General features: G+C 37.6%; 21 protein-coding genes. 12 read left to right on the top strand and 9 right to left on the bottom strand.

What is annotated here, in order from left to right; genetic code table 11:
• Positions 1-200: 200 nt before the first annotated feature.
• Positions 201-2,816, bottom strand: a complete 2,616-nt coding sequence (clpB, locus tag ACTHJT_RS15155; RefSeq protein WP_440239707.1) for an ATP-dependent chaperone ClpB — start codon at positions 2,814-2,816, stop codon at positions 201-203.
• A 239-nt stretch (positions 2,817-3,055) separates the two neighbouring features.
• Between clpB and rlmN the strand changes: the two genes are divergently transcribed.
• A complete protein-coding gene (rlmN, locus tag ACTHJT_RS15150; protein ID WP_440239705.1) occupies positions 3,056-4,117 on the top strand; it encodes a 23S rRNA (adenine(2503)-C(2))-methyltransferase RlmN in 1,062 nt (353 codons plus the stop codon).
• A complete protein-coding gene (locus tag ACTHJT_RS15145) occupies positions 4,118-4,681 on the top strand; it encodes a hypothetical protein (RefSeq protein WP_440239703.1) in 564 nt (187 codons plus the stop codon). It begins immediately after the preceding gene.
• 66 nt (positions 4,682-4,747) lie between these two features.
• Here the strand turns inward: ACTHJT_RS15145 and ACTHJT_RS15140 are convergent, their stop codons facing one another.
• Positions 4,748-5,416, bottom strand: a complete 669-nt coding sequence (locus tag ACTHJT_RS15140; RefSeq protein ID WP_440239701.1) for an RNA polymerase sigma factor — start codon at positions 5,414-5,416, stop codon at positions 4,748-4,750.
• Positions 5,417-5,567: 151 nt separating this feature from the next.
• Between ACTHJT_RS15140 and ACTHJT_RS15135 the strand changes: the two genes are divergently transcribed.
• The 3 genes from ACTHJT_RS15135 (at position 5,568) to dnaK (ending at position 8,762) form a co-directional block, all read left to right on the top strand.
• Entirely contained in the window at positions 5,568-5,957 is a 390-nt protein-coding gene (locus ACTHJT_RS15135) for a hypothetical protein (RefSeq protein ID WP_440239699.1), read from the top strand.
• A gap of 19 nt (positions 5,958-5,976) precedes the next feature.
• Positions 5,977-6,597 (top strand): GTP cyclohydrolase I FolE, encoded by a 621-nt coding sequence (gene folE, locus ACTHJT_RS15130; protein ID WP_440239697.1) that lies wholly within the window; start codon positions 5,977-5,979, stop codon positions 6,595-6,597.
• A 266-nt stretch (positions 6,598-6,863) separates the two neighbouring features.
• Positions 6,864-8,762: a molecular chaperone DnaK gene (dnaK, locus tag ACTHJT_RS15125; protein WP_440239695.1), complete on the top strand. Its 1,899-nt coding sequence runs from the start codon at positions 6,864-6,866 to the stop codon at positions 8,760-8,762.
• 82 nt (positions 8,763-8,844) lie between these two features.
• Here dnaK and ACTHJT_RS15120 read toward each other — a convergent pair whose 3' ends face one another.
• The 3 genes from ACTHJT_RS15120 to ACTHJT_RS15110 form a co-directional block, all read right to left on the bottom strand.
• Positions 8,845-9,204, bottom strand: a complete 360-nt coding sequence (locus ACTHJT_RS15120; RefSeq protein WP_440239693.1) for a c-type cytochrome — start codon at positions 9,202-9,204, stop codon at positions 8,845-8,847.
• A 21-nt stretch (positions 9,205-9,225) separates the two neighbouring features.
• Entirely contained in the window at positions 9,226-11,148 is a 1,923-nt protein-coding gene (locus ACTHJT_RS15115; RefSeq protein ID WP_440239691.1) for a cytochrome-c peroxidase, read from the bottom strand.
• An 80-nt stretch (positions 11,149-11,228) separates the two neighbouring features.
• Positions 11,229-14,240 carry an esterase-like activity of phytase family protein gene (locus ACTHJT_RS15110; protein WP_440239689.1) on the bottom strand — a complete coding sequence of 1,004 codons (3,012 nt, stop codon included), beginning with the start codon at positions 14,238-14,240 and terminating at the stop codon, positions 11,229-11,231.
• 217 nt (positions 14,241-14,457) lie between these two features.
• Here ACTHJT_RS15110 and ACTHJT_RS15105 point away from each other — a divergent pair, with 217 nt between their 5' ends.
• On the top strand, positions 14,458-15,918 hold the full coding sequence (locus tag ACTHJT_RS15105) for a hypothetical protein (RefSeq protein ID WP_440239687.1): 1,461 nt from the start codon (positions 14,458-14,460) through the stop codon (positions 15,916-15,918).
• A gap of 41 nt (positions 15,919-15,959) precedes the next feature.
• Here the strand turns inward: ACTHJT_RS15105 and ACTHJT_RS15100 are convergent, their stop codons facing one another.
• Positions 15,960-16,520, bottom strand: a complete 561-nt coding sequence (locus ACTHJT_RS15100; RefSeq protein ID WP_440239685.1) for a hypothetical protein — start codon at positions 16,518-16,520, stop codon at positions 15,960-15,962.
• Positions 16,521-16,538: 18 nt separating this feature from the next.
• Positions 16,539-16,964: a hypothetical protein gene (locus ACTHJT_RS15095; protein ID WP_440239683.1), complete on the bottom strand. Its 426-nt coding sequence runs from the start codon at positions 16,962-16,964 to the stop codon at positions 16,539-16,541.
• Between the two features lie 231 nt (positions 16,965-17,195).
• Between ACTHJT_RS15095 and ACTHJT_RS15090 the strand changes: the two genes are divergently transcribed.
• The gene (locus tag ACTHJT_RS15090) at positions 17,196-17,642 is read left to right on the top strand and encodes a KTSC domain-containing protein (protein WP_440239681.1); all 447 of its coding nucleotides are present in this window, start codon (positions 17,196-17,198) and stop codon (positions 17,640-17,642) included.
• An 82-nt stretch (positions 17,643-17,724) separates the two neighbouring features.
• On the top strand, positions 17,725-19,095 hold the full coding sequence (locus tag ACTHJT_RS15085) for a DEAD/DEAH box helicase (RefSeq protein ID WP_440239679.1): 1,371 nt from the start codon (positions 17,725-17,727) through the stop codon (positions 19,093-19,095).
• A 71-nt stretch (positions 19,096-19,166) separates the two neighbouring features.
• Here the strand turns inward: ACTHJT_RS15085 and ACTHJT_RS15080 are convergent, their stop codons facing one another.
• Together ACTHJT_RS15080 and ACTHJT_RS15075 are read right to left on the bottom strand one after the other, a co-directional pair.
• Entirely contained in the window at positions 19,167-20,243 is a 1,077-nt protein-coding gene (locus tag ACTHJT_RS15080) for a Y-family DNA polymerase (protein WP_440239709.1), read from the bottom strand.
• A 75-nt stretch (positions 20,244-20,318) separates the two neighbouring features.
• A complete protein-coding gene (locus tag ACTHJT_RS15075; RefSeq protein ID WP_440239677.1) occupies positions 20,319-20,657 on the bottom strand; it encodes a helix-turn-helix domain-containing protein in 339 nt (112 codons plus the stop codon).
• A gap of 197 nt (positions 20,658-20,854) precedes the next feature.
• Here ACTHJT_RS15075 and ACTHJT_RS15070 point away from each other — a divergent pair, with 197 nt between their 5' ends.
• The 4 genes from ACTHJT_RS15070 to ACTHJT_RS15055 form a co-directional block, all read left to right on the top strand.
• Positions 20,855-22,123 carry a site-specific integrase gene (locus ACTHJT_RS15070; RefSeq protein WP_440239675.1) on the top strand — a complete coding sequence of 423 codons (1,269 nt, stop codon included), beginning with the start codon at positions 20,855-20,857 and terminating at the stop codon, positions 22,121-22,123.
• Complete coding sequence (locus ACTHJT_RS15065; RefSeq protein ID WP_440239673.1) at positions 22,113-23,093, top strand: tyrosine-type recombinase/integrase; 981 nt, start codon at positions 22,113-22,115, stop codon at positions 23,091-23,093. The genes ACTHJT_RS15070 and ACTHJT_RS15065 overlap by 11 nt, the downstream gene beginning before the upstream one ends.
• Positions 23,077-24,093, top strand: a complete 1,017-nt coding sequence (locus ACTHJT_RS15060; RefSeq protein ID WP_440239671.1) for a site-specific integrase — start codon at positions 23,077-23,079, stop codon at positions 24,091-24,093. The genes ACTHJT_RS15065 and ACTHJT_RS15060 overlap by 17 nt, the downstream gene beginning before the upstream one ends.
• Positions 24,094-24,516: 423 nt before the next feature.
• Positions 24,517-26,620, top strand: a 2,104-nt coding sequence (locus ACTHJT_RS15055; RefSeq protein ID WP_440239669.1) for an SIR2 family protein, incomplete at its 3' end; no start/stop codon positions are given.

Genomic DNA, 26,620 nt, shown 5'->3' with positions numbered 1-26,620 from the left:
CATTGTTTTCTGCTCATTATAAAAATAGTATAGCCGGCGGGAACACCAACAACGGCAGGGAATTATTTAAAGTTGCCGTTAATAGAAAACTCTCCAAGGGGTTAAACCCCTTGGAGAGTTTATGTATAAAATAGTCATGCCTTAAAACAAAAAAGCCGCGGCTAGTTTCCCGGCCGCGGCTCTCTATCCATCTACCTTTTTTAAATCTCAACTTTATCTAAATTCAGAAACTGCAGATTACCATCGTCGTCAAGCGTTATGCCTACAACACTTTCTTTTTGAATATTACCGGAAAGAATTTCTTTCGACAATTCATTCAGGATCAAACGCTGCATCACACGCTTCAACGGACGTGCTCCAAACTGAGGATCAAATCCAAGCTCACCCAGTTTGTCCAATACTTCCGGACTTGCCTCAATTTTGATTCCGTTCTCTTCAAGACGTTTCTGGATCAAACCAAACTGTATCGCAACAATCTTACGGATCTCTTTTCTCGATAATGGTTTGAACATGATCACTTCATCGACACGATTCAAAAACTCCGGACGAATGGTTTTACGCAATAAGTCCATCACTTCTGTTTTCGTAGATTCGATTATTTCTTCTTCGTTTATCGGAGTCATCTTTTCAAAATTCTCCTGGATCACATGCGCGCCCATATTGGAAGTCATAATGATGATCGAATTCTTAAAGTTTGCTACACGGCCTTTGTTATCCGTCAATCGTCCATCGTCCAATACCTGCAGCAACACATTGAATACATCCGGATGTGCTTTTTCAATTTCATCCAGCAGGATTACGGAATATGGTTTACGACGCACAGCTTCGGTTAATTGTCCGCCTTCATCATACCCCACATAGCCCGGAGGCGCACCTACCAGACGGCTTACCGCATGGCGTTCCTGGTATTCAGACATATCAATCCGTACCATCGCATTGTCATCGTTGAATAAATATTCAGCCAATGCTTTTGCCAGTTCGGTTTTACCAACCCCGGTTGTGCCGAGGAAGATGAAAGAACCGATCGGACGCTTCGGATCCTGCAGGCCTGCTCTGCTTCTGCGGACTGCATCGGAGATTGCTGCAATTGCTTCTGCTTGTCCGGCTACACGTTTACCCAGCTCCTCTTCCAGGTGCAGTAATTTTTCACGCTCACTCTGCAGCATTTTTGAAACCGGTATACCGGTCCATTTTGCTACAACCTCTGCAATATCTTCAGGTGTCACTTCTTCTTTCAGCATCGAAGAACCCAGTGTCTTTTTCAGCTCCTGCAATTGTTTATTAAATTCAGCCAACTGCTTTTCCGATTCCTGAATTTTTACATAACGGATCTCTGCAACCTTACCATAATCGCCGTTACGCTCAGCCTGCTCTGCTTCCATCTTGAAGCGGTCAATGTCTTCTTTCGCCTGCTTCAAGCCATCGATCACACGTTTTTCTTCCTGCCACTTAGCCATGATCTGGCTCTTCTGCTCATTCAATTCTGCAAGCTCGCGAGAAAGGATGGTTTCTTTCTCTTTATTATTTTCCCTGCGGATCGCTTCACGTTCAATCTCCAGCTGCATGATGCGGCGAAGAATTTCGTCCAGCTCCTGCGGCATGGAATCCAGCTCGATGCGGAGTTTCGCAGAGGCTTCATCCATTAAGTCGATGGCCTTATCGGGCAGAAAACGATCGCTGATGTAGCGCTGAGATAATTCAACAGCTGCAATGATCGCGTCATCCTGGATCCGGATCCCATGGTGTACTTCATACTTTTCCTTGATCCCGCGAAGAATGGAAATTGCATCCTGCGCACTGGGCTCATCTACAACCACTGCCTGAAAACGACGTTCCAGTGCTTTATCCTTTTCAATATATTTTTGGTATTCTTTCAATGTGGTTGCACCAATTGCATGTAGCTCACCACGAGCAAGCGCCGGCTTTAACAGGTTTGCCGCATCCATCGCTCCTTCGCCGCCGCCTGCTCCAATCAATGTATGGATCTCGTCAATGAACAGAATAATTTCACCGTCTGAATCGGTTACTTCTTTGATCACTGATTTTAAACGCTCTTCAAACTCACCTTTATATTTCGCGCCGGCAACCAGTAAACCCATGTCCAAAGAAACGAGTTGTTTGGTTTTCAGATTTTCAGGCACGTCACCTGAAACAATACGCTGTGCAAGGCCTTCCGCAATTGCTGTCTTACCTACACCCGGCTCACCCAACAGGATCGGGTTGTTCTTGCTTCTCCTCGACAGGATCTGCAATACCCTGCGGATCTCTTCATCACGGCCAATCACCGGGTCGATCTTACCTGAACGCGCCAGATCATTTAAGTTCTTGGAATATTTTTCAAGCGAACGGTACTTTCCTTCCGCATGCTGGTCGGTCACTTTGCTGGAACCACGCAACTCCTGAATCGCAGCGCGCAAGCCTTTTTCCGTAAGTCCTGCATCTTTTAATAAAGTTGCAGCTTTATCTTTCCCTGAAACCAATGCCAGCAGCATGTGTTCGATCGAGATATAATCGTCGCCGAATTCTTTAGCCAAAGCTGTGGCTTTGTTCAATACCTGTGTAGCGTCGTTCGATAAATACGGGTTGCCTCCGGAAACTTTTCCGTAGGTTTTAATAACAGCATCCAATGCCTGGTTGAATGTTGCAGGATTGATATTATTTTTTTTGAATAAGAAAGGAACAACATTCTCATCTGCAACAATGATTCCTTTCAGCAAGTGAACAGATTCAATGGACTGCTGTTCGTTGGCAGCAGCAATTTCCATAGCTTTCTGAAATGCCTCCTGCCCTTTGATCGTATAATTATTGATATTCATATTTTTTTCCTCCGGTTAGCTGTTTTTCAAAGTATGAACCAAATACTCTCTACGTGGTAAAATAAGCCAAATTGTCTTTATTAAGCAGAAATTCAAGTACTTTACCTGTCAAAAGTGCTTATTTAAATATAAAAATTCAGCCTCAGAATGACAATATTTCATTCATTTTATAACATGCATTAAAACCAATCTCATTACATAAATCCATTTTAGTCGGCTGAATGTTGTACCTTTGCAGTATGCAGACTTCAACAACAGAAATCAAAAAAAAGTGTATCCGCAGCCTTAGTGCTGAGGAGCTTAAGGATTTTTTTGTAGCCTCGGGTGAAAAAGCATTTCGTGCCAAACAGGTATATGAATGGCTATGGAAACGCTCTGCCCGCTCTTTTGAAAACATGAGCAATCTTTCAAAAGAAACACGTACGTTATTAGAAAATAATTTCACGATCAATCCCGTTACCATCTCACAAAAACAGGTAAGCAACGACGGCACCATAAAATTCGGTTTCAAACTGCATGATGGTTATCTGGTGGAAGGCGTATTGATACCGGCCGACGACCGCATGACCGCTTGTATCTCTTCGCAGGTGGGCTGCTCGCTTACGTGTAAGTTCTGCGCAACAGGTTACATGGACCGCAAACGCAATCTTGAGCCGTATGAAATTTATGACCAGGTTGTACTGATTAAAGAAGCAGCTGAAGAACATTACCAGACTCCTCTTACCAACATTGTATTAATGGGTATGGGTGAGCCACTGCTGAACTATGCAAATGTTTTAAAGGGAATAGATAAAGTTACCGCTGAAGATGGTTTGCATATTGCATCCAAACGTATTACGCTTTCTACTGCGGGCATTGCCAAAATGATTACCAAGCTTGGGGATGATAAAGTAAAATTCAGACTGGCATTATCCTTACACGCGGCTAATGATGAAAAGCGTAATACCATCATGCCGATCAATGAAACAAACAACCTGAATGTATTGAAAGAAGCCTTGCTGCATTTTTATAAAATGACCGGCTCTGCTATTACCTTTGAATACATTGTATTTGACGGCGTGAATGATTCGGTGCAGGATGCAAAAGAATTGTACGCGTTTGCAAAAAACATTCCGTGCAAAATCAACATCATTGAATACAACCCGATTCAGGAGGCCGACTTCATAAACACTTCGGTAGACAAACTGGAACAATTCAAAAAAGTATTGACTGACAAAGGAATTATTGTTAATATTAGAAGAAGCCGCGGCAAGGACATTGATGCTGCCTGCGGACAATTAGCTATAAAAGAAGTAAAATAAATGAAACACCTGATACGCGTTCTCTTTCTCGTTTGCCTGGCACCGGCTTTTTTTTCCTGTGACAATGCCTCCGAAAACTCAAACATGGTTTTAACTGATACTTCCGGTACGGATAGCATTCCGGATCCGCTGTACGGGTATTCAAACAAATTCAAATTGCTGATGGAGACGGATACTGCCCTGTTCAGAGGCAAACGTCTTGGTGCGAGTACAGCAAGTATAACAGAACCATCGTTACAGAAGATCGAGGAAGACGCAGGCAGCATTACTTACACTGTTCCCCTTGAAGCAACAGAACAGGCGGATATTATTTACCATTTCGATAAACTCCAGCTGGCTTCCATTGAAGTATATGCTTATCCTAAGAATGACAGCAGTCTGCAGGCTTTAAAAACCGAGCTGATTAATTTTTATTCAAAAAAGTTTGATGCCGTTGCGGCTAAAAAAGACGGCAAAATTGTCTTGTTAAGCCCTAAAGATAATATCGGTGTTGAATGGAGTGAGATCGATAACAAAGTGATCAAAGATCTGAGAATGTATATTTTCGGATTATCGTCTTTATAAGTTTGAGTATTACGTTTTATGTTTTAAGAATTGCCGACAACAATTCTTAAAACATAAAACAAATTTTTACAAAATCATTTTCATTACATCATCTACCAGCTGGTCGCAACGACGACTGCCAAACTCCAGCACCGAAGCAGCATTTGAATGACTGAACAGTTCTTCCTTAATTAATTTTTTCGCACGGTGTAAACGCACCTTTACATTGCTGACAGAAATATCCAATGCAGTTGCTATTTCCGCCTGCGACATCTGTTCCACTTCCGACATAATAAAAACAACCCGGTACGTTTCAGGAATACGGTCAATACTTTTAGTAAGCAAAAGATTCAATTCATTATTGATCAAGCGCGATTCCGGGCTTGCATGATCGATGCCTGCACGCTGGCTCTCGTGTAACTGACTGATTTTTGCATCTTCCATATGAATGATTCTTTTATTTTTTCTAAGCCATTGCAAAGCTTCATTTATACCTATGCGGATCAACCAGGTAGAAAATTCCGCATCCAGCCTGAAGCCATCCAGTTTATAAAACGCCTTCAGGTAAGTTTCCTGCATCACATCCAATACTTCTTCTTCCTGTATGATGTAACCTCTTATGATTCTGTATAATTTCTGGTTATGACGGCGCATCAAAATTTCAAATAACTCCTTTTCTCCCGCCATTACCCGCTTCACAACCTCCTGATCGGCTAATTTTTTAATACCTGATTCATGTAGTTTCGGTACTCCCATAATATTGTTCTTTTAGTACAAATCTGAAATTTCTTTTTTGAGCTTTCTTATTTAGATGCAGAGAACCGGATAAAGTTACAAAACACCTTGTAACCTTTTTTCTACGGATGTATCTAACCTGAAAATATGTTACAAATTAACCTTTACCATTATGAACACTCAAAATTTCACTGAAGTAAAAAAAATCCGGCAAATTCTGAAAATTGTATTTGTTGTTGTACCGATCGTTGCCGGTCTTGACAAGTTTACCAATATACTGACCGACTGGAGCGGATATTTATCTCCTGCCATAGCAGACATGCTGCCATTAAGTGCCTCTGCTTTTATGATGGCCGTAGGTGTAATTGAAATTACTGCCGGGATCATTGTACTTTTCCAGACCCGCCTGGGCGCATATATTGTATCGGCCTGGCTGGTATTAATTGCATTAAGTTTACTGGCGAGCTGGCACCATGCAGATGTAGCTGTAAGAGACCTGGTCATGGCAATTACGGCCTTCACATTGGGAAAGCTTACAGAGATCACGGCCGATAAAAACTAATTACCAAACCGTATTGAAAATGAATTACGATGAAGAAGTAATTTCTGCCGTGTTTGCTGCGAGCAAAACAGATAAAGCAGAAATAGAAAAGATTGAAAAGATTCGTTTTTACTTTTCAAAAATTATGGAAACGTTGGGTCTTGATTTAGAAAAAGAAAGCCTGAAAGGCACGCCTGACCGGGTAGCCCGGATGTATGTAAAAGAAATTTTCAACGGACTCAATCCGCAGCATTTTCCTTCCATCACATTATTCGACAATGTGCTTAACTATGAGGAAATGCTGGTTGAAAAAGATATTACCTTATATAGTTATTGCGAACACCACTTTGTGCCCATCATTGGTAAGGTGCATATTGCTTATCTTCCAAACGAAAAGATTGTAGGGCTTTCGAAATTAAACAGACTGGTGCAGTTTTTTGCGAGTAAACCGCAGGTACAGGAAAATCTTACCATGGAACTTGGCCGCTGCCTGCAGGAAATTTTACTGACAGAAAATGTTGCCGTATATATTGAAGCAAGGCATTTATGTGTTGCCTCAAGAGGCATTAAAGACACAAATAGTTTAACACATACTTCTTTCTACGGAGGCAAATTCAAACTGCCGGAAACGAAGAAACTATTTCTGGAAAGCATTCAGTAAAAAACATCTTTAATTTATATGGGCGGATGATTTCTGTCCATATCTTTTATATCATTTTATTTCTTCTGATTTATGTATTTCTTTGCTTCCGAATTCAAAAAGAAGTGCTTTTTAATACGTCTTTTTTCCTAAAAAGCTCCTTTTCTGTCAAAAAACGCACTATTAATGCCAATATGTCATAAAAATGTCATAATTCTGCCTTGGCACAGCTATTGCCATTGAGGGATATAAACGATTAAAAAGTAAACACAAGAATAAAAATAGATATGGGAAAAATTATCGGTATCGATTTAGGAACAACAAACTCATGCGTTGCAGTAATGGAAGGCAGCGAGGCAGTTGTAATTCCTAATAGCGAAGGTAAAAGAACAACGCCTTCAATTGTAGCGTTTCTTGAGAACGGTGAGCGTAAAGTGGGTGATCCTGCTAAACGTCAGGCTATCACAAACCCGGTGAACACGATCAGCTCGATCAAACGTTTCATGGGTAAGAAATTCAGCGAATCAAAAGGAGAAGCTGATCGCGTAACATACAAAATTGAATCAGGTAGCAACGATACTCCAAGAGTTCGTATTGGCGACAGACAATATACACCTCAGGAAATTTCTGCAATGATCCTTCAGAAAATGAAGTCTACTGCAGAAGAATACTTAGGCCATGAAGTAAAAGAAGCGGTTATTACCGTACCTGCATACTTTAACGATGCAGAGCGCCAGGCTACGAAAGAGGCAGGTCAGATTGCCGGCTTAGAAGTGAAGCGTATCATCAATGAGCCTACTGCTGCTGCGTTAGCATACGGTATGGACAAAAAAGGCAAAGACATGACAGTTGCTGTATTCGATTTAGGTGGTGGTACGTTTGACGTATCAGTACTTGAATTAGGCGACGGTGTATTTGAAGTAAAATCTACCAACGGTGATGTACACTTGGGTGGTGATAACTTTGATGAAGTGATCATCGACTGGTTAGCAGGTGAATTCAAAGCTGAAGAAGGTTTAGATCTTCGTCAGGATCCAATGGCTTTGCAACGTTTGAAAGAAGCTGCAGAAAAAGCGAAGATTGAATTATCAAGCTCTGCTTCTACAGAGATCAACCTTCCTTACATCATGCCGGTAAATGGTATGCCTAAGCACTTGGTTAAAACATTAACAAGAGCAAAATTCGAACAGCTTGCAGATAGCTTGATCAGACGTACACTTGAGCCTTGTAAACAGGCATTGAAAGATGCTGGTTTATCAATTGGCCAGATCGATGAAGTAATCCTTGTAGGTGGTTCTACACGTATTCCTAGAATCCAGGATGAAGTTGAAAAATTCTTCGGTAAAAAACCTTCTAAAGGTGTTAACCCGGATGAAGTAGTAGCGTTAGGTGCAGCAATCCAGGGTGGTGTATTAACAGGTGAAGTGAAAGATGTCTTATTGTTAGATGTTATTCCTCTATCTCTTGGTATCGAAACAATGGGTGGTGTGTTCACGAAATTGATTGAAGCGAATACTACTATTCCTTCTAAAAAATCTGAAGTATTCTCTACTGCATCAGATAACCAGCCTTCTGTTGAGATCCATGTATTACAAGGTGAGCGCGCATTAGCAAAAGACAACAGATCTATCGGTCGCTTCCACTTAGGAGATATTCCTCCTGCACCACGTGGTGTGCCGCAAGTTGAAGTAACGTTTGATATTGATGCAAACGGTATCCTGAACGTATCTGCAAAAGATAAAGGAACTGGTAAAGAACAAAAAATCCGTATCGAAGCATCTTCAGGTTTATCTGCTGATGAAATCGAGCGTATGAAAAACGAAGCGAAAGCAAACGAAGGCAGAGACAGAGAAGAGAAAGAGAAGATTGAAAAAATCAATCAGGCTGACTCTATGATCTTCCAGACAGAAAAACAATTGAAAGAGTTTGGCGACAAACTTTCTGCTGGTAACAAATCTGCAATCGAAGGTGCTTTAGCAGACTTGAAAAAAGCATTTGAAGCAAAAGACATCTCTGCAATTGATGTAGCGATGGCTGCAATCAATACAGCATGGCAGGCAGCTTCCCAGGAAATGTACAGCGCTGAACAAGGTGCTGGTCAGCCGGGAGCAGGCGCAGGTCAGTCTGGCCCTTCAGATAGCGTAACAGACGTTGAGTTTGAAGAAGTAGACGGAGATAAAAAATAATTATCTCTTTAACAATAAATAAAAAAGTCCTCTGATAACAGAGGACTTTTTTATTTATATCCTTTGATGAATTTTATTCATCTTACTTTTTGCTCTTTTTGCTGTACGTAAGAAAATACGTAATCAATGTGAGTTCTTCTGCGGATACGCGCGCTTCAGAAACATTTTCTTCATGTGTCGCATTGGCAATCCGTATAGAATAAGCGCCTAACTGCTCCTGTGTAAATTCCGGTATAACCATTTTTCCTTTTACTTTTTTTGTATGGCAGGAAGCACAATTGATTTCATATAAAACCCGCCCTTTCTCACACAGTCTAGTATATTCGGCCTGAACCGGCTCAGACATCGCATCGGGGAATTCATAGGTGATCTTTTTTTGTGCAGTACATGCATCAATAATAAAAGCAATACAAAACAGAATAATAAACAAACGTAAATACATAAATCCAGTAAGTGAAATCAGTTAATATTCGCCGCCAACTTTGCGTTGGTTCAGCATTTTATCTTTAGATACCGGTAAAGCAACCGGCGGTTTTTCAAACATAATTTTTTCATTCAGTGATTTCATAAACACAACCACTTTGCCAATCTCTTCAGGAGTTAGATGTAAAGAGTCAGATGAGAGTGTCTGGTTTGGCACGTCCAGTCCGCGGCCCGCGCCGCCACCATTGTTATAGAACTCCACCACCTCGGTTAAGCTTTTCAAAATACCATTGTGCATGTATGGTTTGGTATATTCAGCATTCCGCAGAGAGCCTGTTCTGAATGCATGCTGCATTTCTTCAGAAGCATGAACAACCGCCCTGCCCTTATCACTGCTTAGTTCTTGAAAAGAAGGATCCGATGGCACGCCTATTACTTCAAATTCTGAATTTACATACGGTGGTTTAACACCATTGAATTGCGGCACAAAATGACATGTAGCACATTGTGCTTTACTCATAAATAAATTAAATCCTGCCTGCACGTTTACATCAACGTTCTTATTTGAAAGCATGGCTTCGTCAAACGGTGCGTAATAGTTACTGAACTTTGTATAATAAACCGTAAGCGCAGATGTAATGTGATCAATGGTGATTACTTTTTCCTGTGGCGTATAAGGCAACAGATTTGTAAGCCGGTCTTTGTATTCTTTACAACTCAGTATTTTTTGCAATGTTTCTTTTTCTAAAGCGCCCATTTCTGTCGGATTGAAAATTACACTCTTTGCCTGATTCTGCATGCTTATATGTGCACCGTCAAGCATCAACAAATGATTGTATTTTACATTCAATAACGACGGAGTATTTCTCAGTAGCCGATCTTTACGATTGAACTGCAAGCCGGTTTGGTTGACTGTGTCTGTAAAGTACTGCGTTGGCATGTGACAGGAAGCACAACTGCGCTGATTATTTCCTGAAAGCAAGGGATCATAAAATAGCAGTTTACCTAAATCATTTATATCCGCCAATACCGTTGAATCGGTTACCCGTAAGAAAATGCCTTTTGTATTTTGCCCGGAATATAAATTCTTATCAAAAATAGATGTGGCATTTTTATTTAAGGAATAGTCTACAAAACTTTTGCTCGAAACGTTATATTCAAGAATAAGTTTTTGATTCAATTTATACAACGGGTTGATGTATTGCTGAATAAAGATAAAGTGATCAAACGCTACAAGATTGCTGGGTTGTGTAAATACAAAAGCCGTCGCCTGATCATACAATTCAAGATACTCCTTCGATAAGGCCATAGCCGGGTAACTTGTATTGTATGCCCTATAGATTGCTCTGACATCTTTCATCATGCTCAGCAGTTCCGGAATAACGCGCGAGGTATCCGGACATTCAAAGCCGGTTGTGTAAATGCTGGCAAGATTCAACAGATAAAGTCTGTTGCATAAATAAAAATGATGAAAAGAATTCAATTGACTTGTAATCGAATCTGCCGAATATGCTTCTGTACCTGTAATGGAAGATTGTATCAAACGAACCAATTCTTCTTTTTCAATTTCATCTTCATCCAAATACGTATAAGCAAGTGTAAGTCCTGTGCCTTCACGCTTATATGGTGCTTCGAACTTTTCAAATACTTCGGTTTCCCATTCAACCGGAAGCGGACCATTTATTTTTTTATAGGAAACAGGCTCCAGGTAACGAAGCCAGAAATCATTGCCTTTTAACTGAACACGGGTTTGATTTATTCCTTCCCTGATTTTTTCAAGATCATTTTCAGAGCTGAGGTCACTGTCCTCAATCAGCTTCAACAGATTTATTTGCTTTTGCCTGAAGACTGCTATTTTACTCGTATAGGCAGATATATAGGCATCTGACCCTGTATTGAATATAAATGAAATTGTTACAAACACCGTACCTGCTAAAACAATTCCAAACAGAACTTTTTTCATGCTATTTATTGAACTCAATTAAACGAATAAACGGGTTACGTAATTACACGTAACCCGTCTGGAACCAGTATGAAAAAATGTTAATGAACAATTACCAATCGTATAACCGTTGACTTTAATTCTGTTGAAACCTTCACCATATACGTTCCTTCTTTCAATGAAGAAGTGTTTAAAGAAATGGTATGCAGCCCGGCATCGAATGCTTCAGTGATTGAGCCAAGTACTTGTCTTCCCTGGATATCATATACCTGAACGGAAACCTGCTCTGGTGTTTCTGAAGTAATTGCGATTGTTGCAATTCGATCTGTAGGATTCGGATAGATATTGATTGATGCTGAAGAAGTTTCGCCAGGCTCTATACCTGTAATTACAGGTATAGCATTTTTTGTATCCGGGTTTGTGAATGCCAGCAACTGACCGCCTTCTACAAATTCGCCTGCAATTGCATAGTGTGCCTGAACAACTGTTAAGAACATACCTTTCCCTAAGATACTTTCTACATCAAGGATACCTGATGCTTCTTCATCAATCGTTAAGAAATTTGGTACTCCTGTTACAAATCGGCTGCTGTCATGTCTTGCAATTTCTTTCAGCTGATCTGTCGCAATTGTATATTGGAACACGCGACCAACATGTGCATTACCGCCAACATCTTCAACAAGTAATACGTGACCATAGTTATCGATGGTAATGTTGTCAAGCATCTGCTGACCTTCTGTACCATTCAATACCGGTGTAATTGTACCACCCAGTTCTGGTGCAGCGATATCTGTAAAGCTTAACCGCCACAAACGGCTTGGTGAGTTGAACGCGTTTGTTGTTGCAAAGTAAAAATCGTTCGGGCTCTTCGGATCCCATGCACCGTCTTCAGGACGTAAGAAGGTTGTTACACCACTGTTCTTGCTGTTTGTTTCAAGATCAGCCAATGACAGGTTCGTTGCATTTCCTAAATCAAATAGAGAGAATGTTGAACCTGCCATAGGAAGCACCAGGCTTTCCAATACATAATTGTTTGATACCTTAACACCGAATAATTTACCGTTTGTTAAACCAGCTTTTTCAATGTCTGTACCGGTATTTGTTTTTGTACCGATGTAGAAATATACCTGTCCACCGTTACCATCATCCATACCTGCAACGATTGTTTTGTCGCTTGCTGTTGGGCTCGCTACCGAGTTCTCCCATGCAAACTTACCTAATGCAGGTAATTCATAAGATGTACCTGCTGCCGGACCTGTTACGATGTGAGCCATCGCACGGCCAAGGTTACCTTCTTCTCCGTCCATGAAGATTCTTTGCTGCGTACCTAAACCTGTAGAGGCATTGTAGAATGCAGTTACTGCAGGCAGGTCCGCTGAGCAGAACCTGTTGAATGGTGCTGGCTGTGGATTCGCTGCGTTATATGCTGTATAACCTGTTCCGTTCCACAAGTTGACAGTCTGCATCAAATCTCCACCGCTTACAACAGATAGATCTGATTTATTGATTACCCACTTTGAAACAAAGGCTCCGATTGCACCGTGCGCACGCGCCACGCCTTTTGTATCGCCTAATTCGTGGTTCATTAATAAGGTGAACGTTCCGTTGCCGTTATCGAATGCACCAAGGCCATCCGGAATACCAACCATTTTATAACCGTTCACATCATCTTTAACACTTAATATTGAAGTGAACTCAACGCCTGGCTGCGATGGTACAAGGTATGGAGTTGTAGCAGTGCTTAAACCTGTTTTACCCTGCGCGAACAATGGTATAGAAGCTGTATAGTTATTCAGTTTGTTCGCACCTTTTAATCTATAGGTAATCAGATGTGATTGAATACCGGTCGCTGTGGCAATTCCATTTTCTAAAGGAGAAGCCTGGCCATAATCGTTATCATTGCAGATCGCGATTGTACTGTCATTGATGATTGCAAGCCCTTCTGCTTTTTCCAACGCATGATCCCAGCCTATGGAGAACATATCTACGAAAAGTGTCTTTTTAACCGGTACAATACCATTTGCAGTTAAACCTGCCAGGTTAACCAAACCTTCTACTGTTGAACCGTTATATAATGCTGATGTAACAGGGGTAGCATCTTTAATATTGATCTTATAGATTTTTTTAATATCTGTAGCACCTCTTAAGGCAGCTTCAATAATTAAAAAAGTGGAATCGCTGATTGCAGCCATGTCACTCAATTTCCAGTCACGCAAACGAATCTGATCACCACCTGATCCGATAATACCATCGTTTAAATACACAAACACTTTTGTGGCATTGGTAGCCGGATCAATTTCCAGCATTCTGTGCACCTGTGTTGCTTCTCCAACTGATTTTGATGGATACAATAACGGACTTTGAATCATTGCATAAATTTTTCCGCCTGGAGTAATCGCAATATTTTCAAAACCTCTGTTATTCTTACGGTACTTAAATACAGTATCAATAGCGATATCCTGTGGTTCAATACCAGCTAAATTTCCATAAGGAGTAAAGCGTTTCAATACAACACCATTCTGGTTCAGCTTCCAGATGGTAGGACCACCTTCTTCACAGATCCAGAAATTACCTTGCTTGTCTACAACAATACCTTCTGAATCTATACCCCACACATCCTTAGGAGCAATCTTAGAAGCAAAGTTTGTACAAGTCAATACGGTATCTGTAGAAACTTCTTCAGTTGCTGTACTACCAAAACCTGTAGGATTCAGCAAACCTGTAGCAGCCGTGCCATTCGGACGTTTCATGGTAATAGTTTGCAGAATTTGAATGGAATCTCCATGTACACGGATACGATGTATTTTAGGAGCGTAATTTTGAAACCCGTATATCTTATCATATGTCGGGCGACAGGCAGCGAGGTTTGCATTCGCTGCATCAACATTTACCCCTCTGTCAGATACTGTCCAGAATTCTGTTCCATTTGTACCAGCTATCGGGTAAAGACCCGAAAACCCTGCTTCATGGAAATCAATATTCTGAAATGTTCCAATGAGTGCTGAGTTCTTATTCACATAATCCTGCAGTTTGACAACCTGTGCGGTAACCTCTACCTGAGTACCCAGCAGGAAGCCAAAGCAAACAAGCATGCTTTGTAAACCTTTCTTCATAACAATTATTTGTTTTTGTTTGACACAAAAGTACGTACCCAAGATTCTGAAGAAATTATGAAGAGATTATATAACTGTTAGCAAGTGCTTTCTGTAGTTAACAAATACTTAATATTAGGTATGGTACCCGAAGGCTTACTGATATCAAAAAATATCCTGACCACCTGTATCTTTTTTAAAAGATAACATTATAGTAATACATCAATCGACTCTGACCATGATTTACAGACATTTATTTTTGCTGATGTTTATCGCACTGACTATAGGTATCACTTCCTGCAATAATAATAAACAAGTGAAGGCCAGAACTTCATCTGCAGATTTTATGATGACAAAAAAAATATTTGAAGATTCTGTGCTGAACAGTATTGAAGGACAAACAAAAACATTCACCATAAATCCAGCGAAACAGCAGAGTCTGGTTTCGAAAAAAGGAATCAAACTTTCTATCCCTGCGAATGCTTTTGTAACAGCTTCAGGAGAAAAACCCACCAGCAATATAAAAATCAAAGTCTCAGAATATCATACAACCGCTGATATACTGATTTCAAAAATACCCATGCAATACAAAACAGCCAGTGGTTTGGTACAAATGGAAAGCGCCGGTATGTTCAACATTGAAGCATCCGCAAAAGGTAAACCACTGCAGCTGGCACAAGGAAAAGAAATAGGCTTACAGGTGCCTTCAAAAAATAAGGATACTGATTTCAACCTGTATTATTTTGATCCGGTTACCAATGAATGGAAACAAACCATGGATAAGCTGCCGGTAGTTAGTGAAGAGCGCACTGAAGAGGAAAATCCGGCTGAAAAAATTTCAACATCCGGAACTGCAGCATTAGATAAATCACAGGGAATGACCATTGAGTGGGCGGCAACGGATGCTGTGAAAAGAATGATTGATGGCAAAACGGTCATCTTAGTTAAACCAAAATGTTTGTACGACGATGTATTTTTTACCTTTCCAATCATTACAAACAAATATCCGGAACTGGCTTTCTATAAAGAAGCCGTATGGACAGGTACTTCAAGCGCAGACAATAATAAGCTGCAGGCCGCATTCGAATCAGACCAACTGATATACGCAGAGATTCTCGAACGGGAAACACCGCTGAATAAATATTTAATGAGTTTTGAATTCAAGCATGTAAAATTCAGAGCTTATATGAGTATTGCCAGCAAAAGTGATTTTTGCGACATCAACGATGAAATTTATTTGTCGCTATATGAACAACGCCCGGCAAATGAAGTAAAAATTGAAAAGATTACGCGCAAAATTAAGAAGCAAAGAAAAGAAGATGAGATATACAGAAGTTTTGCAATCAACAAACTGGGCATCTGGAATTGCGATCGTTTGTACCTGCTGGAAAAGAAAGTGAACATCACACCACGGTTCAGAACAAAGTCTACAAATGAACTACATACACCAGCAACCACATTCCTGATTGATAAAAAAATAAATTCTGTATGGACCTACCAGAAAGAAGTAACCTTAAACCCCGACTCAGATAACATACTGGTGTTTGTAAGTGACAAAGGCCGGTTGTGTTATGCGCGGATCAATACATTACCTGCGGCAACTACTGAAAAAACCGTGCATCTTGATATTAATGTAACCGAAATGGAAGATAAACCCGACAGTACAGATGAGCTAAACGCTTTACTGGAGGGTGTGTGAGAGAGAGCAGCGCCGCAAATTTACATTGCGGCGCCTGCTATTTAAAGCATCTTATCAAGAATCACAAATGAACTATGAACCAGTAAATACAGAATCAAATTCCGATCGCCTAGGTTCACATACTTCTTTTTAAATAGAAGGATACTACACACCGCCACCAAGGGATAATGTAAATAATAAAAATAGGGAAAATCATAGCTGTCGTGAAAGATACCTTTATAAGCAAGCATTCCTAGTTGAAAAAATAAAAACAGACTTAAAATAAATTGTCCGTAGTGTGTTGCCTGTTTCGAATTATATAAAAACAAACAGACCATCATCATTGTACTCAAGATACCACATATCAGCATGGGTCCAACCAAGGGCAAGTGCATAATCTTAACTAAAGCACCGATGCTTCCTATTAATACCAGAATCAGTGTAACTGAATAAAGCCAATACGTTTTTTTACTTTCCGCAATTAAATGTAGTACTAAAACAGCTTCTGCAATATACGCCAGCCAATAAAGCGGTTCATGCGAAAATTCACCAGGTATTATTTTAGCAATTACAAGCAGGACTAAAGGAGCAACTGCAAAAAGCGTTGTTGATGTTTTTATCATTTTTCGTAATACGAACCACTATTCATCATCCTCATCGTCTTCATCAAACACTAAATTCCGTTTGTATACATGATACAGAATCCAGCTGAACGGAATAATCCAGATCAAGTCGTTGAATACATTCACCCAGAAAAACTTAGGATCTAACTGGTTGTTAAAAATATAATGCAATGACCCGATCGGACCAAGTATTTTGCCCAGCAAACCAACCAATATGATCGGCCAGTACCTTGCCGGATTCCGCGATGCAAAATAATAGGCAAAACCATATACCCCCACCAGCATACCTACGCACTGCAATACAATAATCACAAAAATAGAATCACTTTCATCAAACAGAATTACTTTGGGGTATATCGCAATTAGAATACCCCAAAAAAGATTGTAAATGGCCGCCAAAGACATAATCAGTCTGGAAATAACTCGGATTGTTTCTGGTTTCATAGCAAATTTGGTTATACTACAAGATAACCTTTTGTTTGATATTTTAATCTGTTTAGGCTACGTTTTTAACTCATGTATTATTCTTTATTTCATGATTTAAAGGCTTTATGGGCACATTTATCCATTGTTTTCAAAAAAATCACCATTCAATAACACCCTGCAAAGGCATTTCCTTATTCTTTATGGCTATATTTGTACTGTTCAAATCAGAATTGCAAAATACCCCGAATTATGAAAAAAGTTGCCGATTATAGAAAACTATTAGGCGTAGATAAAACCGTAGAACTAAAGGAGTTAAAAACCATCTATAGAAATTTAATGAAGGAGTGGCATCCGGATAAGTTTAACGATAATGAAACTGCCAAATTAGAAGCGGAAGAAAAAAGCAAAGAATTCATTGAAGCATATAATTTCCTGATCAGCATTGCTCCTGAAACCCTTGAATCATTTAAAGAAGAATATCTGCATACCATTACAAACGCAAGTTTGATCGACTATCAATACAAAGCACGCGTGCTGGAAGTAAAATATTCAGATGGAAGTGTGTACGAATACTTTGATGTTCCAAACAATATTTACAATAAACTGTTAAACTCTGATGTACCGGGCAGGTTTGTACGCCGCAATATCAGCGGGGCATTTGTTTACAGAAAAACAGCTAACCCCGCCAGCGAATAATTCTGAAATATTTAAAAGAGACTTTAACAGGTCTCTTTTTTATTCCTGTTAAATACGAGTTCTGTTTCTATCTACCCTGCTAATGACCTTTTCTGAACTAGGCTTACAAGCCCCCTTACTGCAATCACTCAGCGAAAACAATATTTCCACTCCTTCTGAAATTCAGGAAAGAGCCATTCCATTTATTCTGAATTCAAATAAAAATCTTGTTGCCGTTGCTCAAACGGGTACAGGCAAGACGGCAGCTTTTGGTTTACCGGTTTTACAGCACATAGATCCGAAACTACAGCAGACACAGGTGCTGGTACTTGTACCCACCCGCGAACTCGGACAACAGGTGGCAAAAGACCTGTTTGTATTTTCAAGATATATTGTACGCATTCATACTGAAGCTATATACGGAGGGAAGAAAATTGAAGAGCAGATTAAAAAACTGGAAACACCCAAGCACATTCTGGTAGCAACACCCGGGCGCTTGCTGGACCTGCTGGCAAGGAAAGTAGTTGACTTATCGTATTTAAAATTTCTAATCCTTGACGAAGCCGATGAAATGCTGAACATGGGCTTCAAGCCAGACATTGATAAGATCGTGGGCATTTGCAAACCCGATGTGCGCAAATTGCTTTTTACTTCTACCCTGCCCTTCGCGATCAAACAACTGGCACAACAGTATATGGGCACGACCTTTGAAGAGATCCGCATCAAACCGCAGGAGCAGGTCAACCGCAATATCGAACATCAATACATCGCCTACCAATACGGCTATAAACTGGAATACCTGAAAGCTTATTTATTGAAGCATGCAAAAGAGCGGGGTATTATTTTCTGTCGTACACAAGCAGCAGCAAAATTGCTGGGGCAGCAGCTCGCAGGCTTTGATGTTATTGCAGATTCCATCTATGGAGATCTGAGTCAGTATGAGCGGAATAAAGTTATGACTGCCTTCAAAGCGAAACGTATACAGGTATTGATTGCTACGGATGTTGCCGCACGCGGCCTCGACGTACAGGATCTGAATTATGTGATTCATTACCATCTGCCCGATAACGAGGCGCAGTTTGTAAACCGTAGCGGCCGCACAGGCAGGGCGGGTAATACAGGGCGTTCCGTATGTATGCTACAGGAAGATGAAATTTATCAGAAGGATGATTTTGAAGATTCCCTGCGCGTTAAGTTCAGCCCTGTGAAACTTGAGGTTGTATTACACAAACAGGAATCGTATCCGGTCCTGTTAACCATTAATGTCGGCTCGCGCCATGAGCAGGATGCAGAACTGCTGCTAAAATTTCTCACGCAGTATTCCGGTGTGAAAGAAGAAGCGATTCATAACATCGTTGTATCCCGCACGCATTCTACGTTCGAAGTAGAGTCAAAATATTTAACCCAGCTGATGAATAATATTCATCACAGCAAACATTTCCACCAGAAGATTGTGCTGGAGGAGCGTAACTGATATCTGTTAAACAGATATCAGTTACATCTTCAACAATACTTTTCATAGGTCTTCTGCACAAGCCCAAAAATCTATTTAAATCCCACATTGATCTCCAGCACTTCATTGATCCTGGTTGTATAAGCAGGCGATAGATTGTCGCAGCGCAGCTTCCAGGTATTATTATCAGACCCTTGCACAGCCTGCCGCAATATATTTTTTCCTAATTTCTGGTTAAGTATATCTATTGCATGATTCAACGCAAGTTGTTTGGAGTTCTGTTTCATTCCGAACAAGCTAAGCTGTACCCTTTCCTGAGGAACAATTTCGGTAACAGTGATACCACATTTCTTGTAATAAATATTTTCTGAAAATATTTGCTTCAAGCCTTTTGATGCATATTGAATTAAGGTCGCGGTATCATTTGTTGGTTCCGGGAAACGGATGTATGTGCCGAAATACTTCTCTCCTTCCTGTGTGGTAAAACGGCTCATGGATAAAGACACATACATGCCCCCGGCCTCACATTTCTGTTTGCGCAATTTCTGCGCACAGCTGGCTGCATGTGTAGACAACGCCTCCTGAATAGGGGCAAATGCATTTTGCAATTCTCCAAAAGAACGTGACGTACAGATGGATTTCTTTTCTGTAAGTTCATCTTCCATGTCGATGCACGGAATCCCTTTTAGTTCTTTATATATACGCAAACCTATTACTGAAAAATTCTGTCGTACCCATTCTTCCCGCTGGTTTAAAAACTGTTCAATGGTATCAATAAAATTTACCTGCAACCGTTTCGCATTTCTCCTGCCTATGCCCCATACATCTGCCAGCGTACATTTCTTTAAATTTTCTTCAATCGTATCAGGATAGATAACATGTACACCACCTGTTTTTTTTGAAAGACGATTGGCAAGTTTCGCAAGTGTCTTTGTTGGCGCAATACCTACGCCTACCGGAATACCTGTATACTGCCGCACGGTATTGCGGATGGTATGACCAAAGGTTTCAAGATCAGTGTATGGAACGTTTAAATGCAGAAAAGCTTCATCAATGGAATATACTTCTATGTCTGGTACAATGGAAGCAAGGGTTTTCATTACACGATCAGAAAGATCTCCATACAAAGTATAGTTTGAAGAGAAGTTATGTAAAGCTTTACATAAGATTTCTTATGCAAAGTAAAAATTTATGTAAAGTTGAATAGTAAAATTTTAATTATGAGATAAATGCAAAAAAATACTTTACATAAAATTTAGACTCTTTAATTGTGATACGGATAATGTTAGAGTCAGATCTACTTTCTTTTCTTCTGATGTTTCTTTAGACAAATCAAGTTTCATTTCAGAAATAGCAGACTCCTTAGATTCGAACATATTTCCTGAATTAGATAATAACCAATTCATATTAACATTAAACTGATCATGGATTTGAGAACAAAATTTAACAGTTAGTGTTTTTTTGCCCGCTTCGATAGCACTCAAATATGATTGGGGGATTGATAGGTGTTTGGAAAAGTCAGTTTGACTATATCCTAATTCTTCCCTAATAGCCTTTATTTTTTTAGCAATATTTATATCCATAATAATAATTAAGTCTATTTTTTTGGCATTTCAGATATAAAGTATTAACATTCGAACTGCATTTGGATATAATTATATCCAAAGTTAAACAAATTGTTTAACTCTACAAATATATAAAATTATTACAAGCTTAAAATGAGTGCATTAGAGATAATGTAAAACAAAACCTATTAAATCGATAAAATTATAGATATAAAATGGATGAACTAAAAAAAATGGACACATTAATTTCTAAGGCATGTAAGCATCTTTTAGAGAATTCTTATTCACCAACTACAATTACTAGTTATTCAGTTCAGTGGAGAAATATTAGAAGATATATGATCTTTAATCAAATTAAAATCTACAATAAAAAAGTAGAAGATGAATTCATCATAAATAAATTTGGTAAAAAGCCCTTACATGAATATTCTAGAAGGGAAAGAGAATATCATAGGTCAATAAAAAAACTTTTAGAATTTAAAGAATCTGGACAAATTAAATATAAAACCCTACGTGTAAAGGGAGTAATTAATTTTGACTTTTCTGGACCGATTGGTGAAGAAATACAGTCTTTCATTGAATTTTATAAATCGGATAGATATCCAGCAAGAACAACAGTTTATAAACACAAACGGAATCTATTAACCTTTTTAGAATATTGTAAACAAAACAAATTGGAATCTGTTCAACATTTAGATTTAGCTTTTATTTTGATTTTTTTAAAAAGTTTAAAACCAAAACCTAGCAATGAAGCTATGATATGGTCTATTAGAAGCTTCACAAAATATTTATACAATCAACAAAATATTTCAATCAATATTGCTAAAAGGATTCCAAAGTATAAGGTTGTTAAACAGCCTAAAATTCCATCTACATATTCAGCAGAAGAAATTGAAAAGCTTCTAGCATCGGTTGAAAGGCAATCAACTTATGGGAAACGCAACTATGCGGTGATACTAATAGCTGCAAGACTAGGATTGAGAGCTTCCGACATTAGAAATTTAAAATTTGAAAATTTAGACTGGGTTACAAATAAAATAGTTCTTGACCAATTTAAAACGGGCAAGACTATTGAATTACCTCTATTTTCAGATGTTGGCAATGCTATTATTGATTATATAAAATTTGGACGGCCAAAATCAAAAGAGCCTTATGTATTCTTAAAAGAAAAAAAACCATATGGGCAATTTATAAATAGTAACATGGTTACTTATATTGTTCAAAAGGCTTTGAAAAAGTCGGGGATTAATATAGCAGGGAGAAATTGTGGTGCTCATGCCTTAAGACATAGTTTAGCATCAAGGTTATTAGAGCAACATACTATACTTCCCGTTATCTCTGAAGTGCTTGGGCATAGTAATACTGAATCAACGCGTTACTATTTAAGAATAGGCCTTAACTCAATGAAGGCTTGTATTATGGATGTCCCTCCAGTAAAAAAAGAGTTTTACATGCACTATAATGTTTTTCAATATGAAATTTAAGTTACATAGTATATACAAAGAAAATCTAATGCAATTCCTAGAGTATAAAAGGACGCTTGGATATAAATATATTTTTGCTGAACGCATTTTGATGTCCATTGATAAATTTGCTATTGAGCGAAAAGAAAAATCACCTGGACTATCAAGAGAATTCACAAAAAAATGGGGCAAAAGAAAAATAAGTGAATGCAGTCGAACTCAAAGTATACGGGTGAGTGTCTTGATAGCATTTTCTCAATACCTAAATGATATTGGAATTGAATCACATATCCCTAAACAACCCAAAGTAAAATCAACTTTTGTACCATATGTTTTTACAAAGTGTGAAATAGAGGATATTTTCAATGCTTTAGATAATGAACTGCCACAGCAAGTTTCTCATTCTTCTAGTTCAGCATGTGTACCAGCATTTATAAGGCTGCTATATGCGACAGGCATACGTATTAATGAAGCTGTAGAATTGAAAAATGAAGATATTAATTTTGAAATGAAGCATATTCATATAAAGGATTCTAAAAGTGGTAAAGCTAGAATAATACCTATATCTGATTCTTTGGTCTCAGTTTTGTCTGAGTACAAAAGTTTTCGCAATCAATCCCCATTTAAAAGTAAGTCGGGAAATTTTTTTCTAAAACTTAATGGACATACATGTTCAGCACAGTCAATTAGGGATAATTTTAAAAAAATTATTCGTAAAGTGGGAATTCCATATGTCCAAAATAATGGGCCACGAATACATGATCTAAGACATACTTTTGCAGTTTCAGCTTTTGCACAAATGGCTGAACAAGGAATAGATCTTTATGCATCTCATCCTATAATATCAAATTATCTTGGACATCAATCGCTAAGTGCTACGAACCATTATATAAGGCTTACGAGAGATAAATTTCCTCAGCTATTGAAAGATCTTTCTTCAATAAGTATCGATGTTTTCCCAAAATTTAGTGATTATGAAGAAGCCAACTAATTTTTCGAAATATATAACAGATTTTCTTAAAAGATATCTACCACATGAAAGAGGAGCAGGAAAAAATACTGTTAATGCTTATCGAGATTGTTTTGTTTTACTTCTTCAATTTATCGAAAATATTAAGAACAAAAAAGTAGAAAAGTTAACTCTAGAAAACATAAAAAAAGAAACTATAGTAGAATTTCTTGATTGGATACAGCTTGAAAGAGGTTGCAGTAATTCGACTAGAAATAGTAGGTTGGCGGCAATTCATTCATTTTATAAATATCTAAGCTATGAAAATTTGGAATATCTTCATGAATGCCAAAAAATACTTTCTATACCATTTAAAAAAGCGAAAAAAGAAAGTATTAATTATTTAACAATTGAAGGCATGAAATTGTTACTTGAACAGCCAGATTTATCCAACGCGAGAGGTCGACGAGATTTGACTATGATAGCATTTGCATATGATACAGGCGCAAGAGTTCAGGAAATCATAGATCTTACACCATCTATGATTAATTTTAATGATCCAGCCACAATCAATATTACTGGTAAAGGTTACAAAACCAGAACAATACCAATGTTACCCGAACAAATTATTCATCTTAAGAATTATTTAAAAGAAAATAAATTAAATGAACCACATGTAAATATGTATCCTGTTTTTTTCAATAGCAGAAAAGAAAAACTGACTCGTCAAGGTGTTAATCACATCCTTGATAAATATATAAAAATGGCCCGCGTTAAAAATGAATCGTTATTTAATAAAAAATTCAGCTGCCACTCACTTCGACATTCGAAAGCTATGCACATGCTTCAGGCAGGTGCAGAATTGGTATATATTAGAGATATTCTTGGCCATTCCTCTGTGATAACTACAGAAATTTATGCAAGAGTAGATTCGAAACATAAACGGTTAGCTCTAGAAAAAGCGTACACAAATATTAATCCAACGGAAGAATCCAAGTGGGAAAATAATAAGGATGTGCGTGACTGGTTGAAGAGTTTGTAAAAATTATACAAACTTATCTTAGGGTGCTCTTATCATGCTTAATTAAAGTTTAGATTAAAGTTTTTCAACTACTCGAATAAGTACTATCAGTACGATTACGAAGGCAATTAGCATTTCCATACTATAGGAATTTAAATTTTAAAATTAGATTGAGTTTGAGTAGTTCATATCCGGAAATGAACTATTCTTTTACTTTAAATAGTATTTAAGTGATGTAAAACTGACCTTAAAATAAAAATAATTAAAGGACAGGTTATTTTTTATGCAAATATTTGAAAATCAAATATTTAATTTTATATAAAGTTTTATAAAATTGGGAATGCATTTGATTTTCAAAGGAGTGAGAGTAAAATTGCGGGACACTTTCACCGAAAAAATATTATTATTGATATTGTGTTAATTTCACTTAAAGGTTGATCAAAAATGACAGATTCAAACATAAATCAATTAAAAGCTCTTAAACAAAAGTTAAGCAATCAGGAAATGTCTGTTTTGATTGGTGCTGGTTTTAGTAAAAATATTAGTGATATTTTTCCATCGTGGTGGCAATTATTATTTGACTTAACTTATTTCCTTTTTAAAGATGATATAGAACAATCTTACATTGGTTTACCCTCTAAGAACAGAAAAAATAAATCCGATTATATTAATCAAAGAGTAGATCACTATATTAAGAAATTAGGTTTTTTAGAAATAGCTTCAGAATATATAAAGCGAAAAGGATTTGTAGAATCTATTACAACCTATATAGAAGAAAAAACGCCAAGACTTATTCAAGAGAATGACAAATACTTTTTAACGAATATTCTTGATCAAAAAAAAAATAAGGTAGAATTAACTGCAGCCATGTTAAGTCAACATAGAGCATTGATACGATTACCTTGGAATAACATTTATACTACCAATTATGATGAAATGTTAGAATTTGCTAATAAGACAAATTCGGAGCAAAGCATTAATAATGAGATTCAAAATTTACAAAATGAAATTTCAGAATTGGAGCAAACAGCAATTAATATACAAAGAGATATAAATGATGACATAAATGCAATTCAAAATCCTAAAGAGGAATTATTACCTGGTATGGATATTCCAAGAGGTTCGAATCTTAATAGCTCTACTAGAAAAGATAGGCGGCAATTGGAATATGATCTTAGTGAGGTTAAAAAAATTATAAGTTCAAAAGAAAGAGATTTAATAGATTTTAATAAGGCATTAGGTGATTGTATTTCTGTAGTAACAGATTCCAGCGAATTAAGTGTAAAAAGAAATAAAAACATCATAAAACTCCATGGAACTTTAAGAGCTGATGAAAATCCATTTGGCTTTGATGGAGATGTGCGAAAACATTACATAATTTCAAAAGAAGATTTTCATACATACCCTCAAAAGCATGAAGCTTTTACTCAGCTAATGAGGATTTCATTACTTCAAGAGTCATATTGCTTAATAGGTTTTTCAGGAGTTGATCCTAACTTTATTGAATGGGTAAAATGGGTTAGGGATATTCTTGAAAGGAAAAGAAATATTGATCCCCAGAATCAATACAAAATATTTCTTATTTCTTTAGACAATAAAGAGCCTGATGAAGACGAAAAACTTTTTTATAGAAATTACAAAGTTTATCGATTGCCAATAGCAAATGAAAATGTAATAAATTTTTTAGAAGAACAGACTAGCATTAAAGTTGAAAATAGAGAAAGTAAAAAAGAAATATTAGAAACATTTTTCAACTATTTATCTCTCGAAATCAATGTTTCATCTCCACAGTTTACAATTGACAAAATTAATTTAAATAAGTATGATAAAGTTTGGGAATCAATAAAAATAACTAATCCATACAATATAAGAGTTACTGATTATGCAAGTCAAATGAATGAATTAACTATGTTTAAAAAGCATAGTAGAATTCCCGCTGTTAATAATTTATATGCTCAGAATAAGCATTTGCTAATAAATTTTGCAAAAAATATAATAGAAAAAAATAAAGAACATAGCGAATTACTTATTAGAGTGAGCATTCTTGCTATGAGAGATTTATTTGTTATACCAAGTTTTGTTTGGGAAAATGATGACATTAAATATATTTCTGCACTTGCATCTAAAAATTCAGATATAAAAAAGGAACTCAATTTATTCTTTCTAAGAGATGCTGTTTTAAGCAATGATACAACATCATTTAATAGAATAAAAAAAACATTAGATGGTTCTGAAGATAGAGTTATATATGAAGAAATTCTTAAATGTGCGTTTAATCTTGATTTTAAAAATTTAAGAAAAAAATTAAATGATTGGAATGCATCATCACATTGGCTGTTAAAGAAGGCTGGATTTGTTGCATTATTCGACTTAAATGAAGCAGAAAAATTAATTGAAAGTTATCATTTTTCTGAAAGTGAATCGGTACATGAACAAATACATTTTTATCAAATTTTTAAATTTATAAGAGTATCAAACTTGTCACATGATGAAAAGTTAAATAGAAAAATAACAGCATTAAAAAAATTAGGATTAAGTGATCTTGATG

This window comes from Cytophaga sp., from assembly GCF_051961495.1.
In the GTDB taxonomy this organism is placed as follows: Bacteria; Bacteroidota; Bacteroidia; order Cytophagales; family Cytophagaceae; genus Cytophaga.
The sequence above is the reverse complement of the archived record's forward strand: the minus strand, read 5'-3'. Positions and strand labels throughout refer to the sequence as shown.

Coding starts and splice junctions, on each gene's coding strand:
- clpB (WP_440239707.1), bottom strand. CDS start 2,816: ATGAATATCAATAATTATACGATCAAAGGGCAGGAGGCATTTCAGAAA.
- ACTHJT_RS15095 (WP_440239683.1), bottom strand. CDS start 16,964: ATGAAACCAGAAACAATCCGAGTTATTTCCAGACTGATTATGTCTTTG.
- ACTHJT_RS15140 (WP_440239701.1), bottom strand. CDS start 5,416: ATGGGAGTACCGAAACTACATGAATCAGGTATTAAAAAATTAGCCGAT.
- folE (WP_440239697.1), top strand. CDS start 5,977: ATGAATTACGATGAAGAAGTAATTTCTGCCGTGTTTGCTGCGAGCAAA.
- ACTHJT_RS15115 (WP_440239691.1), bottom strand. CDS start 11,148: ATGAAAAAAGTTCTGTTTGGAATTGTTTTAGCAGGTACGGTGTTTGTA.
- ACTHJT_RS15075 (WP_440239677.1), bottom strand. CDS start 20,657: ATGGATATAAATATTGCTAAAAAAATAAAGGCTATTAGGGAAGAATTA.
- rlmN (WP_440239705.1), top strand. CDS start 3,056: ATGCAGACTTCAACAACAGAAATCAAAAAAAAGTGTATCCGCAGCCTT.
- ACTHJT_RS15100 (WP_440239685.1), bottom strand. CDS start 16,520: ATGATAAAAACATCAACAACGCTTTTTGCAGTTGCTCCTTTAGTCCTG.
- ACTHJT_RS15060 (WP_440239671.1), top strand. CDS start 23,077: ATGAAGAAGCCAACTAATTTTTCGAAATATATAACAGATTTTCTTAAA.
- ACTHJT_RS15105 (WP_440239687.1), top strand. CDS start 14,458: ATGATTTACAGACATTTATTTTTGCTGATGTTTATCGCACTGACTATA.
- ACTHJT_RS15145 (WP_440239703.1), top strand. CDS start 4,118: ATGAAACACCTGATACGCGTTCTCTTTCTCGTTTGCCTGGCACCGGCT.
- ACTHJT_RS15090 (WP_440239681.1), top strand. CDS start 17,196: ATGAAAAAAGTTGCCGATTATAGAAAACTATTAGGCGTAGATAAAACC.
- dnaK (WP_440239695.1), top strand. CDS start 6,864: ATGGGAAAAATTATCGGTATCGATTTAGGAACAACAAACTCATGCGTT.
- ACTHJT_RS15135 (WP_440239699.1), top strand. CDS start 5,568: ATGAACACTCAAAATTTCACTGAAGTAAAAAAAATCCGGCAAATTCTG.
- ACTHJT_RS15070 (WP_440239675.1), top strand. CDS start 20,855: ATGGATGAACTAAAAAAAATGGACACATTAATTTCTAAGGCATGTAAG.
- ACTHJT_RS15085 (WP_440239679.1), top strand. CDS start 17,725: ATGACCTTTTCTGAACTAGGCTTACAAGCCCCCTTACTGCAATCACTC.
- ACTHJT_RS15110 (WP_440239689.1), bottom strand. CDS start 14,240: ATGAAGAAAGGTTTACAAAGCATGCTTGTTTGCTTTGGCTTCCTGCTG.
- ACTHJT_RS15065 (WP_440239673.1), top strand. CDS start 22,113: ATGAAATTTAAGTTACATAGTATATACAAAGAAAATCTAATGCAATTC.
- ACTHJT_RS15120 (WP_440239693.1), bottom strand. CDS start 9,204: ATGTATTTACGTTTGTTTATTATTCTGTTTTGTATTGCTTTTATTATT.